This is a genomic window from Verruconatronum alginivorum, assembly GCF_056590205.1.
Genome location: NZ_JBWPVQ010000001.1, coordinates 2921730 through 2939561 on the forward strand (window position 1 = coordinate 2921730; position 17832 = coordinate 2939561).

At 60.5% G+C, this 17832-nt stretch carries 11 protein-coding genes; 6 read left to right on the forward strand and 5 right to left on the reverse strand.

The window, feature by feature from the left end; translation table 11 throughout:
* Nucleotides 1–19 precede the first annotated feature (19 nt).
* On the forward strand, nucleotides 20–802 hold the full coding sequence (locus ACWUI2_RS10455) for a prepilin-type N-terminal cleavage/methylation domain-containing protein (protein WP_486982798.1): 783 nt from the start codon (nucleotides 20–22) through the stop codon (nucleotides 800–802).
* A gap of 1195 nt (nucleotides 803–1997) precedes the next feature.
* Here ACWUI2_RS10455 and ACWUI2_RS10460 read toward each other — a convergent pair.
* Complete coding sequence (locus tag ACWUI2_RS10460; RefSeq protein ID WP_486982799.1) at nucleotides 1998–7844, reverse strand: hypothetical protein; 5847 nt, start codon at nucleotides 7842–7844, stop codon at nucleotides 1998–2000.
* Between the two features lie 456 nt (nucleotides 7845–8300).
* Here ACWUI2_RS10460 and ACWUI2_RS10465 point away from each other — a divergent pair, with 456 nt between their 5' ends.
* A complete protein-coding gene (locus ACWUI2_RS10465; RefSeq protein ID WP_486982800.1) occupies nucleotides 8301–8927 on the forward strand; it encodes a PEP-CTERM sorting domain-containing protein in 627 nt (208 codons plus the stop codon).
* A 12-nt stretch (nucleotides 8928–8939) separates the two neighbouring features.
* Here ACWUI2_RS10465 and ACWUI2_RS10470 read toward each other — a convergent pair whose 3' ends face one another.
* Nucleotides 8940–9923, reverse strand: a complete 984-nt coding sequence (locus ACWUI2_RS10470) for a potassium channel beta subunit family protein (RefSeq protein WP_486982801.1) — start codon at nucleotides 9921–9923, stop codon at nucleotides 8940–8942.
* A gap of 104 nt (nucleotides 9924–10027) precedes the next feature.
* Between ACWUI2_RS10470 and ACWUI2_RS10475 the strand changes: the two genes are divergently transcribed.
* Together ACWUI2_RS10475 and ACWUI2_RS10480 are read left to right on the forward strand one after the other, a co-directional pair.
* Nucleotides 10028–10369 carry an iron-sulfur cluster assembly protein gene (locus ACWUI2_RS10475; RefSeq protein ID WP_486982802.1) on the forward strand — a complete coding sequence of 114 codons (342 nt, stop codon included), beginning with the start codon at nucleotides 10028–10030 and terminating at the stop codon, nucleotides 10367–10369.
* Nucleotides 10370–10412: 43 nt separating this feature from the next.
* Entirely contained in the window at nucleotides 10413–11561 is a 1149-nt protein-coding gene (locus tag ACWUI2_RS10480) for a hypothetical protein (RefSeq protein WP_486982803.1), read from the forward strand.
* Between the two features lie 50 nt (nucleotides 11562–11611).
* Here the strand turns inward: ACWUI2_RS10480 and gdhA are convergent, their stop codons facing one another.
* The 3 genes from gdhA to ACWUI2_RS10495 all read right to left on the reverse strand — a co-directional run bounded on the left by gdhA (nucleotide 11612) and on the right by ACWUI2_RS10495 (nucleotide 16652).
* Nucleotides 11612–12964, reverse strand: coding sequence for an NADP-specific glutamate dehydrogenase (gdhA, locus tag ACWUI2_RS10485; RefSeq protein WP_486982804.1), 1353 nt, complete (start codon nucleotides 12962–12964; stop codon nucleotides 11612–11614).
* Nucleotides 12965–13065: 101 nt separating this feature from the next.
* Nucleotides 13066–14793 carry an NADPH-dependent assimilatory sulfite reductase hemoprotein subunit gene (locus ACWUI2_RS10490; protein WP_486982805.1) on the reverse strand — a complete coding sequence of 576 codons (1728 nt, stop codon included), beginning with the start codon at nucleotides 14791–14793 and terminating at the stop codon, nucleotides 13066–13068.
* A gap of 26 nt (nucleotides 14794–14819) precedes the next feature.
* The gene (locus ACWUI2_RS10495) at nucleotides 14820–16652 is read right to left on the reverse strand and encodes an assimilatory sulfite reductase (NADPH) flavoprotein subunit (RefSeq protein WP_486982806.1); all 1833 of its coding nucleotides are present in this window, start codon (nucleotides 16650–16652) and stop codon (nucleotides 14820–14822) included.
* 332 nt (nucleotides 16653–16984) lie between these two features.
* Between ACWUI2_RS10495 and ACWUI2_RS10500 the strand changes: the two genes are divergently transcribed.
* Complete coding sequence (locus ACWUI2_RS10500; RefSeq protein WP_486982807.1) at nucleotides 16985–17395, forward strand: CrcB family protein; 411 nt, start codon at nucleotides 16985–16987, stop codon at nucleotides 17393–17395.
* Between the two features lie 8 nt (nucleotides 17396–17403).
* Entirely contained in the window at nucleotides 17404–17793 is a 390-nt protein-coding gene (locus ACWUI2_RS10505; RefSeq protein ID WP_486982808.1) for a fluoride efflux transporter FluC, read from the forward strand.
* Nucleotides 17794–17832: the final 39 nt, after the last annotated feature.

Below are 17832 nucleotides of genomic sequence, written 5' to 3' on the forward strand. Positions count from 1 at the left end.
CTTGTTCCAAAATACGGTTATGAAAAGAAAAGAGTTTCAGAGAGCGGCTGTCGGAGGATTCACCTTGATTGAGCTTTTGACGGTGATTGCGATCATCGGAATTCTCGCCTCGATTTTGATTCCGGTTGTCGGCCGTGTCCGCGAAAGCGCGCGGGCGGCCGTCTGCTCGTCCAATATTCGACAATGCGGGATGGGGCTTTTGATTTTGGCGGAGAGTGATGGCGGTGAGATCCGTGCGCGAAGCGGAGGGGGAGGTGCTCCCGGGAGTCTCTGGCCGGAGCGACTGGAGGAGGCCGGGTTGATTTCGGACCGGGAAGTCATTTTCTGTCCTGTTGGCAAGCATGGCTTGAACGATATCTACAATCCGACCGCGGGGGGCAGTCCGCCGGGCGGTGGCGACGATGCCTGGGCGTTTCGTGCCGGATACGGGATATTCATGATTTCCAATCCTCTGATCTTTCGGCCGCCCGGATCGGAGCGGACTGTGCAAGGCGGTTTCGGCCAGCCGACCATCCAGTTGTGGGTTCTGAACACCGAGCACGTGGGCGAGCCGTCCCGGTATCCACTGATGGCCGATTCCCTGGAAAGTTCCACGGGCAATACCCGGATGCGGATTAGTTCGATTACGGCCAGCGGCGATGCAATCAGTTTGCGGCACAACCGCCGCGCCAATGTCTTTTTCCTGGACGGCCATGTAGAAATGGCTGATGTCAACCGGATGGGTCAGATGGGCTTTCAGAGCGGATATGGTGAGACCCGAAGCGAAGTGATCACCTTCAATACGAGTCTGTTCAATCCTTGATTGGCCATCGGCGCAGTGAAGTTCAAAGGCGCCAAGGTCCGGGCCGCGCCAAGTGAACCACATGGAATGAAACCTGCCCGCCACTGGGAGGGGATGGCATCCTGCCGTCCGCCGTCGCCGTCGGCTCTAGGAGAAGGTCGGCTGGAAGCCAACCCTCCGATTTTGTCATCCTGCAACCCGCATGAACAGTTAGGTTTTTAAGAAGCCAACATCCGGGCAGCGCCAGGGGAAACAACCTGAAATGAAACGCTCCCCGCACTGGGAGGGATGGCATCCTGCCGTCCGCCGTCGGCGTCGGCTTCAGGAGAAGGTCGGCTGGAAGCCAACCCTCCGATTTCGTCGCTCTGAAACACGCATGAACAGTTAGGTTTTTAAGAAGCCAACATCCGGGCCGCGCCAGGGGAAACAACCTGAAATGAAACGCTCCCCGCCACTGGGAGGGATGGCATCCTGCCGTCCGCCGTCGGCGTCGGCTTCAGGAGAAGGTCGGCTGGAAGCCAACCCTCCGATTTCGTCGCTCTGAAACACGCATGAACAGTTAGGTTTTTAAGAAGCCAACATCCGGGCCGCGCCAGGGGAAACAACCTGAAATGAAACACTCCCCGCCACTGGGAGGGATGGCATCCTGCCGTCCGCCATCGGCGTCGGCTTCAGGAGAAGGTCGGCTGGAAGCCAACCCTCCGATTTCGTCGCTCTGAAACACGCATGAACAGTTAGGTTTTTTAGAAGCCAACATCCGGGCCGCGCCAAGTGAACCACATGAAATGAAAGACTCCCCGCCACTGGGAGGGGATGGCATCCTGCCGTCCGCCATCGGCGTCGGCTTCAGGAGAAGGTCGGCTGGAAGCCAACCCTCCGATTTCGCCCTCCCAGCCGGCGTGGACAGTGAAGTTTCATCAGGGCGAAACCGCGTTTCCGAGGCGGAGCCTCTTTGAGTGCTTCGCGTCCTCGCGGAGCTTTCGAGCGTGCGGCCATCGTCGACCATTTCGAAAGCGGTGCGGGGACGCACCGCACTCCCAAGCGCTTCGCGCGAAAGCCGGATCATCCTGAACCCGGGTGAACAGTGAAGTTTTGTAGAAGCCAACATCCCGCGCTACGCCCGGGGAGCACAACATGGATGTGGGGGGCGTTTTTCCTGGGTAGGCCTCGTTTCACTCGGCTCAACCCAGGGCTGGCGGACGAAAGACCGTTGGGCCTATTTCATCTGAATCTTCAACTGCATGAAGCCCCGGGATGCGCCTGGAGGAAGCACGGCTTCCACCGTAACGTCGGCGAGGTTTTCGCCAACGCTCAGCCGGTTGACTTCGATGACGTGGTTTTCCCCGCTGTTCCAGGAGAGCAAATCGGACGACACTTCTACAATGTATTCAATATCCTGGACATCGGTTCGCTCGATGTAGGTCATCTGCAATTGGCCGTCGACGATTTCAGTTGAAAAAAGGTCGCTACTGGCCACGGGGGCTTTCGGATCGAGGCCCATCGCGTATTTGACGAGGTTGGCTACGCTGTCTCCAGCCGGGGAGGCGGCCGGGCCGCTGATGGAGTCGTCCATCTCGCCCGGGCCGGTGAACCAAAAGGCCCGCCACCCTTCATACGTGGAATCTCCTGGGATTTCCGGGGCTTCTCCCACATTCATGGAGAAGGTGTGATAGTTGAACCGGGGATTTTCGTTGGCCCTCGTCCGGTTCACCAAACCGAAAACGTTTCCGGTGATGGGATCAGCGATGGTGGTGGAAACAGAGTAGGGCACTCCGTCGTGGATCACGGTAAACGTCAGTTCCAAGTCTCCGTTCGTGAGATAAACGCCCTCCGCGGTCAAGGTGTAGCGGTCGCCCGGCACCACTGGAACCGCGAGGTTTTCGCGCTGAATTTCCGTTCCGCTCATGCCTCGATTGATCCGCAGGGAACCGGAGGGCAGCCATGATAGGGCGTAGTAGGCATCGTCTTCTCCCTTGAAAGGCTGGTCGTAGACGTGGTGGGGCCTCCCCAATACCGCGAATCCGATCCGATGGAACATCGCTGAATTGAGCTGTTCGAGCGTGAACTCCGTCTGGAGGTTGAAATCCTGCCCGGCTACGTAGTGGGAAACGGAGGCCACCGCGGAAGTCGAGACGTAGGTGTTGAGCGAGTCCGTGTGCTCGAAGCGGAGGTCGTTTTCTCGAAGAATCCAGTCTTGCGGGCGATCAAGCAGGAGTTCCGAGCCGCTGGATTTTCCCGGAGCCGAACCGAATTCGTATTCGAAGGGGGCGGTCAGGCTTTCATATTGGAATTGCCACCCCGGGATCATGGTCAGGTCATGGAAATCCCAAATCGGGTTTTGGTTGGCGCTATGGCGGGCACCGAAACCGAAGCGGGTCCGGTTGGCCAATGCGGCCCCAGCAATGGAGCCGTTCACCTCGGCCCTTCCTCCGTTGGCATCGGTGAATATGCCAAGGAAGTTCAGGTCGCCGGACGAATTGTAACTGGCGCGGAAATCCAATGTGTAGGTCATTCCAACGTTCGTTACCGGAGCGCCGGTTAAACCCGATAAGCTCGTCTGGCTGATGATCGGCCCGTCCATCCCCTGGCGGACTGCGATGCTTGCGCCTGCCGCGGAGTTCGGGATCCATTGGAACGTGTAGTAGGAGAATTCGTCTGCGGCATCGAATTGATTTTGGTTTTCGCGGCCAAACAGAACCAGTCCCACCCGGTTGTCGCTGGCGCCGCTTCCCAGGCTGGTCAGAGTGACCCGGCTTCGGATGCCGAAATCGATGCCCGGCTCGACTCCGGCGACCCGGGTTGTGTTCAGGGAGCTGTGGATGCTGGCGTCGGCGGCGCTCAATCGCAGCGAAGTCGTTGACAGTTCCCAATCGCTTGGAAGATTCCGGGTGAAGTCGACCACGCCATCGCGTCCTTCCGACGCGCCGAAAGCGTAGTGTATCGGGAATATGGTGACGGGATCCGGCTCTGCGGGCGGGAAGATCGTGTAGGTCAACCGCGGCGAGTCGGGTTGGTTTTTGGCCTGCTGGACGTCGGTCCGACTCAGGTTGTTCAGGGCAATCGTCACCCCCGGGCTCAACCGGAAGTAGACCTTCTCCTGGATTGGCCCGTTTTCGTCATAGAGCGAGAGAATGAAGTCCGTGACGTCCTGCGTGAAACTCGCCCCGGCGGCCGATCCCTGCGGAATGAGCGTTTGCCAGGAAGCGCCGATCAATCCCGAACGATCATCGAGGGCCGGGCCTTCCCACCAGACATCGACGCCGTCGTTGGCGGGGGTGATCGAGCCGTCGGAGTAGGTCGCCGGATTCGCCGGAAGGAGGCCGTAGAGGTCGACCGGGACGGCGTTCTGGGTGCCGATGCGGGTGAGGGTGATATCAAACCGGACGAGTCTTTCTTTTTCCACATCGGGCAACGCGAATCCGACGATGGCGTTCTCATGGCGGCGATTGTTCGAGGGGCCGACGCTTCCGACCCGGTTTTCTCCTCCTTCGACGTAGTAGCTCCGGAACGTTCCGGTATCGTGGGCTTTGCCTATGACACGGTCGTTGTTGGTATAGGTGGCGATGGCTCCGAGTTCGGGGGAGTCCATGGCGAATGCCTCGAAATCCCAGACCGCGTTCTCCGTGGTCCGGTGCCAGGCCCCGAATCCGAACCGGTTGCCTTGCAGCGGATCCTCGATCTCGGCCACCACCCGGGCCGTCCGGCCGACGGCGTCGGTGAGGGCCGCGTAAAGCAGGAGATTGCCGTTTGCACGATACAATGCATTGACCTCAAGATCATAGCTCATGCCGATCACCGCGGCGGGCGGGTCGGTCAATCCGGAGAGGTCGACGTGGGCAAGGACGGGTCCGTTCATGCCTTGGCGGAGGGAGAGACTTCCGCCAGAAGTCGGGTGGGGGTTCCATTGGAACGTATAATAAGCGCTGCCTGTTCCATCCTCGCCCTCCAGAACCTGTCGGTCCGGATCCCCGAAGAGCACCAGGGCGACGCGGTTGTCGCCGGAGGTGGAAAAATCGGCCAGCGTAGCGCGCAAGGTGAGGCCGAACGGATCGTTGGGCTCGTAGTTGTGAACCCATGACGTGGCGAATGAGTTGCGAAAGTCGCCGCCGAGGGGAGTCAGGCGAAGGGCTTCGGTTTGAAGCGACCATTCGTCCGGGATCGTTTTGGCGAAAACATGACCGGGATCCCGTTCGCTGCCGCTGCCGAAAGCGAAGTTGAACGGCCATTCGATGACGTCGAACGCATCGGGTTCCGCCGGTGGGAAGACGGTGTAGGTGAGCCGGGGGGAATCCGCCTGTCCTACCCGTTGCTGGATCTCCGTGCGCAAACGGTTCCCCGAGGAGATGGTTACTCCGGGGCTCAAGCGGAAATAGACCTTTTCCTGGATCGGGCCGTTTGCGTCATAGAGCGAGAGGATAAAGCCGGTGACGTCCTGCGTGTAACTGGCGCCTTCGGGGGCGTCTTGCGGCACGACGTTGGCCCAGGCACCGCCGATCAGGCCGGGCCGGGAGTCGAGCTCGGAACCGTCCCACCAGACATCGACTCCATCATTGGCGGCCGTGATGGAACCGTCGCCATAGAGAGCGGGGTTGTCGGGGAGCAGGCCGTAAAGATGAACGGGAACTCCGTTGCGACTGCCGATGCGGGTGAGGGTCAGGTCAAAGCGAACCAATTTGTCCTTCGGCACGTTTGGCAGAGTGAAACTCATTACGGCGTTTTCATGACGGATGCTCCCGTCGTCGCCGAGGCTGCCGACCCGATTCCCGGCGACGTTCGTGAAGTAGCCGTAGTCGACTGCGCCTTGTTGCGCCTTGCCGATCACCACGTCGCTGCCGGAATGCGGGGCCTCCTCAATGAGGTCTGGATTGGGGGTGCCCATCTCGAACGTGTGAATATCCCAGGCCGCGTTGTCCGGCGCCCGGTGCGAAGCGCCGAAACCGAAACGGCTGCCGGAGGGCGGTTGTTCCAGCTCGCTGACCAATTGGGCGGTTCGGCCGGCCGGGTCTTTGAGGCGGGCCACCAACAGGAGATTGCCGTTTTGCCGGTAGAACGCGTTCGCTTCGATCCGGTAGGTTGATCCGACCTCAAAGCGTGGAGGAGCATTCAGGTCGGCCAGATCGAGACTGGCCAGGACGGTTCCTGTCATTCCTTCGCGAAAGGCGAGCACCCCACCGGAGAGGGCATCGGGATTCCATTGGACCGTGTAGTAAGTGCTGTCATCGGTGGCATCGAAGACTTCGCGATCGGTGGCTCCGAAAAGCACCAGCCCGAGTTTGTTGTCGGCCGTCTGGGTCAGGCTTTGTAAGGTCGCGGACATGCTCAGACCGAAATTTTCGCCCGCCTCATGATTGAACACCCATCCGGCCGCGAGGGAGGACTGGTAGGATCCGTTTTGGGCGGTCAGGCGAAGGGCGTCCTCTTGCAAGGACCATTCGCCGGGGAGATTTTTGGGCAATTGCTCGCCGGAGTCGCGCCCATCGGCGGAACCGAAGGCAAAGCTGAATGGGCGGTGCAAAGCCGGATCGGTGATCGGAGCCGGATCATCACCGAGAGTCAGTTTCAGATCGTGATAATCGACGACAATGTTGGCAGAACCGGAGAGCCGACCGCCGACCCCGAAGAGATTTCCTTCCCTCGGGTTCAGGGTGGAGTAGGTGATGGTTTGACTGGTTCCGTTGGCGTCGGTCAAGGTGAAGGAGAGGGTAAGGATGCCGCTCGCGTCATAATTCCCCTCCGCCAGGAGGGTATAGCGGGTGCCGATCCCCCGGTTCGTATTGGGACCGTGAGGATGCAGACCCTGCCATGTCGCCTCGGCCAGAATATCGCCATCGAAGCCAAGTCTGATCTGAAGGAGGGACTCCTCGATAGTGTGTGCCGGCATCCAGACGAGGCCGTAAAAATCATCGTCCTGCGTCGGCAGGAACGGTTCGTCTATCGGAGTGTGAGGCCGACCGAGCACCGCTAGTCCGACCCGCTCCGGTCCGATGTTGGCCAATTGTGCCAAGGTCATTTCAGCCTGAAGGGAAAAGTCCTGCCGGTTCTGGTAGTTATCGACGGAGGCAACGGCTGTATTCGAGAGGAAACCGGGAGTCGTGAATTGATAGCGCAAGGCGTCAGGTTGCAGAGGGAAGCTCGCGGCATCGTAACGCAGCAGATCGGCGTCGCTGACCCGTCCCATATCGCTTCCGAGGAGCAGGTGGAAATTTCCCTGCAGGGGAGCATAGGCGAATTGCCAGGCGTCCAGATGTTGTCCTTTGAACTCGAAGTTGGGGCCAGTGGGATCGATCCAGATATTGTCGAGGTGCATCTCGCGGTTGCCGGTGCCGTGGCCATAGGCGGTGAAACTGTCGAGCACATCGGTGCTTTCCCCGTCGTCGCGGAAGGCGAAACGGGAGATGCTCGTGCCGTTGTGATCGAAACTGAGCAAATCCCCGGCGGAGGCGTTTGCGGTGCCGGTATTGAGGTAGATTCGAAACGAATCGCCGTCGGTCCGGTCGATTTCGAGCCAGATGTTGTACCAGGAGTTGCGCGCGATGGTGGTCAAATTACGCCATTCCGAGCCGTCGCGGGCGTCGAGATAATGCTCGATGGGACTCGGCCCGGGACGCATCCGCATTTCGACTCGGAAGTCAGTCGCGGGAGCATGGGAATTGACATCGACGTCCGTAGTCAGACCGAAATGGGCCGTCTCCTGTGAACCCGGGGTGAATTCTCCCGCCCGGATTTGTAGAAACACGGTTCCTTCGCTTCCAGGGTGGATTCGCAGGCTTTGCGGCAGCATGCGGGAACCGGCCCGGAAGCCAGCGTCCCAACCGTAGCCGAGGAACCTGTTGCCGCGTTCTTCGAGGATGGTGAAGAGTCCGGTTCCCTGGTGGGCGGTCCACGGCGGACTGGCCCGGACCGTGACGTCGCCGGCGTTGTAGCTTTGGAAATCATCCAGCAGCGCGAAGTCCGCATGGGCTGGTTGGAGGAACAGCAATCCCGCGAGGAGGGCTCCTAAGGCTGGGACGACAGTTTTTGGCAGAGGCGACGAATCCATTTTTTTGGAGGATTGAATATTCATGGTCAGGTCTGAAAGGATTTTGGAGTATCGACGGGTGGCGATCCCCGTTGGAATGAGAACCTCTCCGTGGCGCAAAACCGAGACGTCCCGCACTCGAATCGTTGAAAAACGCAAGGCCGTGGACCGGGATTTCGTCCGATCCCGAGTCCGAGTCCTGGAAGATTGCTTTCAACGATTTGAGTGCCGGGTTCGTTGTGCCGGTCGGTCCGGGAAGATTGAATTCGGGCCATTCCACACGGACCCGCAGCAAACATCTAACCAGCGTTGACCATGAACCATATGAAAAAAGTTTCACTCGCAATTGCATCCTGTGCTTTTCTTTTTGTTACCTCCCTCGCAAGCGGAAAGGTTCTTATTTACGATGTTTTCAGCTATGACCCCGGGCCATTGGCCGGGCAGGGCTCATGGGGCCGCGGACCGAATTCGCCAACGAGTGATGACCCATCCGATCACATCGTGGTCGCGAATAATGCCGCCTACTTCGATTGGACCACTACCACCCGGATCAATAACGTCGTGCGGAGTATTTGGGGTTCGGCGGATGCCGTGACCACAGGCATGATCTATGGTATTTTCGATTTTACGGTTTTCCAGGCGCCGCTAACCGCGGCGGATGTCCGTCCCGGTTTTTTCTCGTTTGCCAGCGGAGATGGGAGCCACCATCGGGGATTCGTCGGCATCCAAGCGGGGTCGGCTGCGAACACCTTCCAGCTCGGGGTTTCTCCTTCTTCGCAGCTCGGAGGGGGGTTCACCTTCCATAACCAGGATTTGGTTCTGAATACCACGTATCGGGTGATGGTCGGTTTTGACGCGGGCACCCAGGCCACTTCCCTCTGGCTTGATACCACCAATCCCCTTTCCGAACCGGTCGTGAGTGTCGCCGGCACAGGTAGCAACAGTGGCATTCGCCGGGTCAATCTGCGTATGTTCAATTCGGATGGGAGTAGCGGCACTACGAATCTCGGGCGTTTCGAGATGGACAACCTGCTTGTCACCACGATTCCCGAGCCCGGAACTTATGCGGCGATCATCGGGGTTTTGGCCCTCGGCATTGTCATCCGCCGCCGTATGCGGCGGTCTTGACGATCCGCCGTCTCATGACCCGGCGCCAGGCTGGTTTTGCGTCACCGCCTCGATCCGCTGCATCACCTCGGGGGTGAGTTTGTCGATCAGATCGACGGCCTGCATGTTGTCGGCGACCTGTTCGGGCTTGGAGGCGCCGGTGATGACGGTGCTCACGTGGGGGTTCTTCAAACACCAGGCGAGGGCGAGGCGGGGCAGATTCGTGTCGAGCTCGGCGGCGATTTTACCGAGTTCTTTCACCTTGGCGATTTTGGATTTGGCTTGTTCGTCGGTGAAGCGTTCGCGAAGCCATTCGTAGCCTTTGAGCGAAATCCGGGTGCCGTCGGGAAGTTGGTCGTTGTATTTGCCGGTGAGGAGGCCCGAGGCGAGGGGGGACCAGACGGTGGAGCCGATTCCGAATTGTTCGAAGACCGGCTTCAGGTTCTTTTCGACGTTGGTCCGGTAAAGAAGATTGTATTGCGGTTGCTCCATGGTCGGGGGGACCAGGTTGTATTGGCGGGCGATTCCCCAGGCCTCGGTGATTTCGCGGGCTCCCCATTCGGAGGTGCCCCAGTAGAGGATTTTTCCTTGGGTGACCAGGTCGGACATCGCGCGGACCGTTTCCTCGATCGGGGTTTCGGGGTCGGGCCGGTGGCAAAAATACAGGTCGAGGTGATCGGTCTGGAAGCGGCGGAGGGCGGCGTGACAGGCCTCGACGACATGTTTGCGGGAAAGTCCGTTTTGGGTGGGACGGTCGCCTCCCCAAAAGACTTTGCTGGAGATAATGTAACTGTCGCGGCGCCAACCGGTCTTGCGGAGGATGCGGCCCATCATCTCTTCGGCTTTGCCGTCGGCGTAAACCTCGGCGTTGTCGAAAAAGTTGACTCCGGCGTCGTAGGCGGTGGTCATGCATTGTTCGGCGACGCCGTCGTCGATCTGTTGGGCGAAAGTCACCCAGGCTCCGTAGGAGAGCGCGCTGATTTGCAGTCCGGATTTGCCGAGTCGACGGTAGATCATGGGGAGACGATACCGGCCACCGGAGGCGGAGGCAAGCGGAGGAAAGTTCCCGGTCTTGATTTGCCTCAATGACGGCGGGGGAGGGACCATGGGAAAGTGGGAGCATGGAAAATCGTTCGTTATCCTCTCGGGCGCCCGACGCCGAAATGGTGTGGGCGCATTTGAAGACCGTTTATGATCCGGAAATTCCGATCAACATCGTCGATCTCGGTTTGATCTATTCGTGCGACGTGGTCGAGATCGAGGGACGGAAATGGCGGGCGGAAATCGTGATGACTTTGACGACGCCGGCCTGCGGGATGGGACCGGTGATCCAGGCGGAGGTGCGGGAAAAGGCGGAGTCGGTCGCCGGGGTGGCGGAAGCGTGCGTTGCGTTGGTGTGGGAGCCGCCTTGGAGTCAGGAGATGATCAGTGAGGAAGGACGGATGCAGCTCGGGTTGGTTTGACTCGACTTCCGGCGGGACTCGGTGCAGGTTTCGGAGACCCGCTATGAGAAACGACCCGAAGCTGAATGTGTTGCATGAATTGTGCGGAATCCCCACCGCCTCCGGCCGGGAAGACCGCGTGGTGGCCTGGGTGGTGAAATGGGTGGCGCGCCGTAAGAAGCTCCGTTTGACCCGGGACGAACACGGGAACTTGCTCATTACCCAGACGGAAGTGAAGTCGGGCAAGGCCGCCGGAAGGGCTCCGGTCTTCGTGACCGCCCACCTCGATCATCCGGCATTTGTGATCCGGGAAATCCTCGACGACGGCCGGCTGCTTCTGGAATTTCGCGGTGGGGTTAAGAACGAATGTTTCATGGGGAAGGAAGTGGAGTTGTTCGACGGAGAAGATCGGGTGCATTACGGACGGATCGTCGAGTTTGCTCCGACGAATCCGTTTCGGACGGTTATAGTGGAATTGACCCGAAAGAAATCGACCCTTCGGATCGGGGACATCGGTCGGTGGCGGTTGCGGGGACGGGGCGGGAGACCGGTCGTCGCGAAAGGGATTTTCTATGCTCCGGCCTGCGACGATTTGGCCGGGGCGGCGGCGGCATTGTCGGTGTTGGATGTCATGCGGCGGAGGAAAGGCTTCTCCCATGTCGGGGTGTTGCTGACTTTGGCGGAAGAGTGCGGCTTTCTAGGGGCGATCGGGGCGGCGAAGAGCGGGACCGTTCCGGCGGACGCGCGGTTGATCTGTTTGGAAAACTCGCGGAGTTTTCCGGAATCTCCGATCGGGGGCGGTCCGATCTTGCGGGTGGGCGATCGGGCCAGCGTGTTCAGTCCGGACCTGACCAATCGGTTGAGCCGGATCCTGCGGGAATACGAGCGCGACCACCCCGATTTTCGCTGGCAATGCAAACTGATGCCTGGGGGGACGTGCGAGGCCACGGCGTTTTCGGCGTTCGGTTATCAAGCTACTTGCGCCTGCCTTCCATTGGGAAATTACCACAACCAGACCGACGCTTCGTTGCCTGAAGGCGTCCCGCCGACGGCCGGAATCGGACCGGAGTATATTTCAGTCCAGGATTACCTCGGGTTGATATCGATGCTGCGGATTTGTATTGAAAAGTTGGATGAGCCGCAGCAACCGATGGTCGAGGTCCTCGAAAAACGCTTCGCGGACCTCCGTCATGTTCTGCCCGGAGGGACCTGATTGGTGGCCCGGACGAGATTGTCCGGGCTCTTTCGGGAGCGCGCGGTGGTTCAGCCGACGCCTTGGGCGATCATGGCGTCGGCGACGCGGCGGAAACCGGCGATGTTGGCACCGAGGATCAGGTTGTGCGGCTCCCCGAACTCTTCGGCGGTTTGGCTGGCCCGGCGGTGGATGCCGGTCATGATTTCGCGGAGACGGGCGTCGACGTTTTGAAAAGACCATTGGGTGAAGCCGGCGTTTTGCTGCATCTCCATTTGGCTGGTGGCGACGCCGCCGGCGTTGGCGGCCTTGCCGGGACCGAAGGCGATCCTGGCTTCGAGGAATTTGTCGATCGCTTCCGGGGTGGTCGGCATATTGGCTCCTTCGGCCACGCAGATCACGCCGTTGTTCAACATCGCCTCGGCGTCGGCTCCGGTCACTTCATTTTGGGTGGCGCTCGGGAAGGCGGCCGATCCCTCGTAACGCCAGACGGCGTGGCCGTCGTCGGGATACTCGTCGATCGGGGTGAATTCCGCGTCGGGATGGCGGTCGCGGTATTCCGTGAGGGAACCTCGCCGGGCTTCTTTTAATTCCTTCAGCCAGGCGAGATCGATTCCCGATGGGTGAAAGATGGTTCCGGTGGAGTCGGAGCAGGTCACCGGAATGGCTCCGAGCTGGTAGAGTTTTTCGATGGTGTAGATCGCCACGTTGCCGGCTCCGGAGACCAGGCAACGCATGCCTTTGAGGGTCTTGTCGCGGGAGCGCAACATATCTTCGGCGAAGTAGATGCAACCGTAGCCGGTTGCTTCTTTGCGGCCGATCGATCCCCCCCATTCAAGACCTTTTCCGGAGATCGTTCCGTCGAACCGCCGGGTCAATCGCCGGTAGGTGCCGAACAAATAGCCAATCTCTTTGGCGCCGACCCCGATATCGCCGGCGGGAACATCGATGACCGGTCCGATGTGGTGGTGCAGCTCGGTCATGAATGACTGGCAGAACCGCATGATTTCGGCGTCGGATTTTCCTTTCGGGTCGAAATCGGCACCCCCCTTCGCCCCGCCGAGGGGAAGTCCGGTGAGGGCGTTCTTGAAGATCTGTTCGAAGCCGAGAAACTTGATCACCCCGGCGGTGACGTTCTTGTGGAAACGAAGCCCGCCTTTGAAGGGACCGAGGGCGGAGCTGAATTGGACTCGGTAGCCTTTGTTGACCTGGATCTTCCCTTGGTCATTGGTCCAAGTGACCCGGAACATGATTTGACGCTCCGGTTCGACGAGGCGTTCGATGATGCCGTGTTCGGCGTATCGTCGGTCGGCCTCCAGAATCAACTTGAGGGAATCCAGCACCTCTTCGGCAGCTTGGTAGAATTCGCTTTGGCCGGGACTGCTTCGTTTCAGACCCTCGATCGTTTCGTGTATGTATCCCATGTGTTTGTCCTTGTGCGGTGGGTGAATGGGTCGGGGGCCGGCTGCGACGTCCGGTTTGGCACCGGAGCCATCGAGCACGGGGAGTGAGGTGGTGGCCGGCCTCATTGGATTTCCTTGTGGAAATCCTTACCCTCGCGGGTCGCTTTGACATAGCCGCGGCGGATGGTGAAATCGCCGAACCGTTCCCCTTCCTCCCGATTCCTGGCGTAATCCTCGAGGATCGGGCGGAGAATGCCGGGCAGTTCGTGATCTTTGACGTCGGCGCGGTAGAGTTTGTTCAGCCGTTCGCCGGTGAAGGAAGCGCCGAGGTAAAGGTTGTAGGTCCGGGGATTCTTGCCGACCAAGCCGATCTCCGCCAGATACGGACGGGCGCAACCGTTGGGACAACCGGTCATCCGGATGACGATCTCGTCGTCGCGCAGACCACAGGAGTCGAGGACCTCCTCGAGTTCAGTGACCAAATCGGGCAGGTAGCGTTCGCTCTCGGCGAGGGCGAGGCCGCAAGTCGGCAAGGCGACGCAGGCGACCGAATTGAGCCGCATCGCGGACAGGGTGGCGGTATCGCCGATGTTGTGCTCCCGGAGGAGCTTCTCGATTGCCTTTTTCTTTGCCGGGGCGACTCCGCCGATGATCAGGTTTTGGTTGGCGGTCAGCCGAAAGTCTCCTTGGTGGACCTTGGCGATCTCGCGCAGACCGGTTTTCAACCGGCAATCGGCGGTATCCTTCACCCGGCCGTTTTGGATGAACAACGTCAGATGTTCCTTGCCGTCGGTGCCGGTGATCCAGCCATAGCGGTCGCCGCGGCTGGTGAATTGGAACGGGCGCGGTTCTTCGAGTTTGTAGCCGAGATGCTTCTCGACCTCGTTGCGGAACCAATCGATGCCATGATCGTCGATGGTGTATTTGAGGCGGGCGTGAGCCCGGTCGGTGCGGTCGCCGTGATCGCGCTGGGCAATGACCACTTTTTCGGCGACCTCAACCACTTGATCGGGACGGCAGAAACCCATGACGTCGGCGGTCCGTGGATACGTTTCCTCCTTGCCGTGGGTCATGCCGAGACCGCCGCCGACGGTGATGTTGTAACCGACGATTTTGCCCTCTTCGATGATCGCGATGTAGCCGAGGTCGTGGGCGAAGATGTCGACGTCGTTGCTCGGGGGAACGGCGACGACGATCTTGAATTTCCGGGGCAGGTAGGTCTTGCCGTAAACCGGTTCGTGTTCCTCGGCCCCGTTGCCGCCGAGACCTTCGACGCGTTCGCCGTCGAGCCAGATCTCGTGGTAGGCGCGGGTTTTCGGGAGCAAGTGTTCGCTGATCGCGCGCGAAACCTCGAGAACCTCGGCATGGTGTTCCGATTGGAACGGATTCGGGTTGCACATCACGTTGCGGTTGACGTCGCCGCAGGCCGCGATGGTGTCGAGCAAGGCGTCGTTGATCGCCCGGATAGCGGGCTTGAGGTTGCTCTTGATGATGCCGTGAAATTGGAAGGCCTGGCGGGTGGTGATCCGCAAGGTGCCGTTGGCGCGCTCGTCTGCGATGCGGTCGAGCTGAAGCCATTGTTCCGGAGTGCAGACGCCGCCCGGGACGCGGACGCGGGCCATGAAGGAATAAGCCGGCTCCAACTTCTTTTTGCGGCGCTCGGCCCGGATGTCACGGTCGTCCTGTTGGTAGATTCCGTGGAATTTGGTCAACTGGGTCGTGTCGGCGGAGACGGCTCCGGTGACCGAGTCGGCCAACTCGGCGGCGAGATTGCCGCGAAGAAAGCGGCTCTCGTGCTTGATCGTCTCGTTCTTGTGCAGTTTGGAAAGGTCAGTGGCGATGTCGTTCATCGTTTGAAATGGATTGGAGCGCGGACTCAGTAGACGTCGCGCTGGTAGCGTTTTTCCTTGGTGAGCCGGGTCAGGTATTCGCCGGCTTCGGCCGTATTCATTTTTCCGTGTTCGGCCACGATTTCCTGGAGCGCGTCATGCACGTCCTTGGCCATCCGCAGGGCGTCGCCGCAGACGTAGAAGTGGGCTCCCTCTTCCAGCCATTGGAAGATGTCGCGGCCATGTTCGCGCATCCGGTGTTGGACGTAGACCTTCTCCGGAGCGTCGCGGGAGAAGGCGACATCCATCCGGGTCAGGACCCCCTCCTTGAGGTAATCCTGCCACTCCAGCTGGTAGAGGAAATCGTAGGTGAAATGTTGGTCGCCGAAGAAGAGCCAGTTTTTGCCCGGGGCGTTGGTCGCGGCCCGCTCCTCGACGAAAGCGCGGAACGGGGCGATGCCGGTGCCGGGGCCGACCATGATGATCGGCCGGGACGGATCTTCCGGCAGGCGGAATCGGTTGTTGGCATGGACGTAGACCGGGACGGTTTCGCCGATCTTGACGCGGTCGGCGAGGTAGGTGGAGGCGACCCCTTTGCGGTCGCGTCCGAACGTCTGGTAGCGGACCGCGCCGACGGTGAGGTGGACCTCTTCGGGGTGGGCCCGTTGGCTGGAGGCGATCGAATACAGGCGCGGCGGCAGCAGCCGGAGAATGTTGGCCAACTGCTGGGGGGCGAGGGCGGGAGCCGGATGGTCGGCGAACAGATCGACGATCTGGCGGCCGTCGCAATATTCGCGCAACAACTTGGCATCCTCGGCGATCTTTTGGACGCTCTCGACGCCGGTCAGTTTGGCGTATTCCTGCACCACTTTCCGGCTGAGGGTGGTGCTGTCGAGTTCCTCGATCAGGACTTGGCGGAGCGGACCGGCGCTGCCGTCGGCCCGGTTGATCTCCTCGTCTCCGGCGAAGTGGGTGGCCTCGATCAATTGGTCGATCACGTCGGGGCAGTTGCGAGGTTTCACGCAAAGGGAATCGCCCGGCAGGTAGGTGATTCCGGAACCTTCGAGGGAAAATTCGAGGTGGCACGTTTCCTTGGCGGAGCCGGTGCCGTTGAGATTGATTCGCTCCAGTAATTCCGAGTGGAACGGGTTGGCCTTGCTCCATGGCGCCGCGGCGGCTGGAGCGCCGGGCGCGGCGATGGACGGCGGGGCGGCGGCCGGAGCGGGGGCGGCGGATTCGGTGGCGTCGCCGAGGGCGTCGAGCACGGCGTCGAACCATTTCCGGAACGGCGGTTCGTAATCGACGTCGCAATCGGCGCGATCGACGAGGCGGGTCGCGCCCAACGCTTCGAGGCGGGCGTCGAAATCTTTCCCCATCTTGCAGAACTCGTTGTAGCTGGTGTCGCCGAGACCGCAGACCGAGAAACGGGTCTTCTTCAGGTCGATGGCGTCGCCTTTCATGAACTTGGTGTGGAATTCCACGGCCCGTTCCGGAGGATCCCCTTCGCCCCACGTGCTGACGATGACCAAAAGGTTTTTGGTGCCGGCGAGATCGGCGGGGTCGGTGTCGCCCATGTCCTTGAGCGCGACCTTGAAGCCCCGTTTCGCCAGTTCCTTCCGGGCTTGATCGGCCAACGCCTCCGAATTGCCGGACTCGGTGCCGAAAAGGACGGTGACCGGGACTTTGCCGCCCGCGCCCGCGATCGCGGCGGTGGCGCCGGGGGCCGTTGCGCCGGGAAGACCGCCGGTGAGGGAATATTGGTATCCGGCGAAGAAACCGCAGAGCCACTGCCGTTGGTCGGCGGTGGTGGAAGGCAGGAACTGGTTCAGCCACGTGCGTTGCTCGGGCGTGAACGGGGCGTTGTCAGGTATAGGAATCATTCGATCGCGTCAAAATTCTTGGTGAAAACCGACGGCCGGACGACGCCGGGTCGGCGGGCAGGAACAGTCGGAACACACGTGGCCGCAGGGGTGGTGGAGGGCGGCGTCAGTGTGATGTGTGGAACCTGCATTTATCTCGTGGTAAGATAGCGAATCTTTGAAATCAAGTCCTGTTTGGCGGGTGGGAGCAAGTGGTTTTTGGGATTTGGGGGAAATGCGGATGATGCCCGGACCGCCTAAATGCCGGCTCCAACAAGGGAGCCTTCCAGGGTTGGATGGCGGGCCGATTTTGCGTTCTTGAATCTTCGGTGGGGGCGGGTCAAGGTTTCCGGGTGATCGGAATCTCATTTGTCGCCGTGGGATTGGTTTTCGTCGGAAGCGCCGTGGGGGGCTTGGGGCGTCATTGGCTGACTTTGCAAGTGGCTCGCCGGGCCGGAGAAGGATTTCCGTGGGGCACCTTGGTGGTCAACGTCACCGGCGCATGGGCGATCGGCGTGGCGGCGACGGTTCGGTGGCCGGGGGGCTTCGGATTGACCGGAGAGGAAATCGGTTTGTTATTGGCGTTGGGGGTGCTCGGCGGCTATACGACCGTGTCATCTTACGCGTTAAACACGTGGGCGTTTCTGGAAAAGGAGGATTGGGGACGGGCGGCCGGCAATTGGCTGGGAACGGCGGTTCTCTGTCTGGCGGCGGTTTGGGCCGGGATTTGGGTGGGGGAGGCGATCAACGCCTGGATAAAATGAATCCCGGGATGAGAACGGCGGGGTGGGTCGCCTTGGGGTCCGGTATCGGAGGAGCGGCGCGGTTGATCGTGGCGTCGGCGGTGGCGGGCTTGGCCGGAGAGGGCTTTCCGTTCGGGATCCTGGCGGTCAATGTCCTCGGCTCCTTCGCCATCGGGTGGATTGCCGCGGTGACGGGGCCCGGCGGGCGATTTCCCGCGTCCCCGGAGATGCGGCAATTTTGGATGACCGGGGTCTGCGGAGGTTTTACCACGTATTCGCTGTTCAGTTTGGCGACTGCCGTTTATTTCCGGGATGGAGAGCCGGGGCGGGCGGTGTTGTATCTCGGGGCGACCTTGGTGCTTTGTCTGGTGGCGGTGGCGGTCGGATACCGGATGGGGTTGCGGGGCGGGCGATCTTAAAAAACGCCGAGGGGCGGGCAATGGATGCGGAGCGGGCCG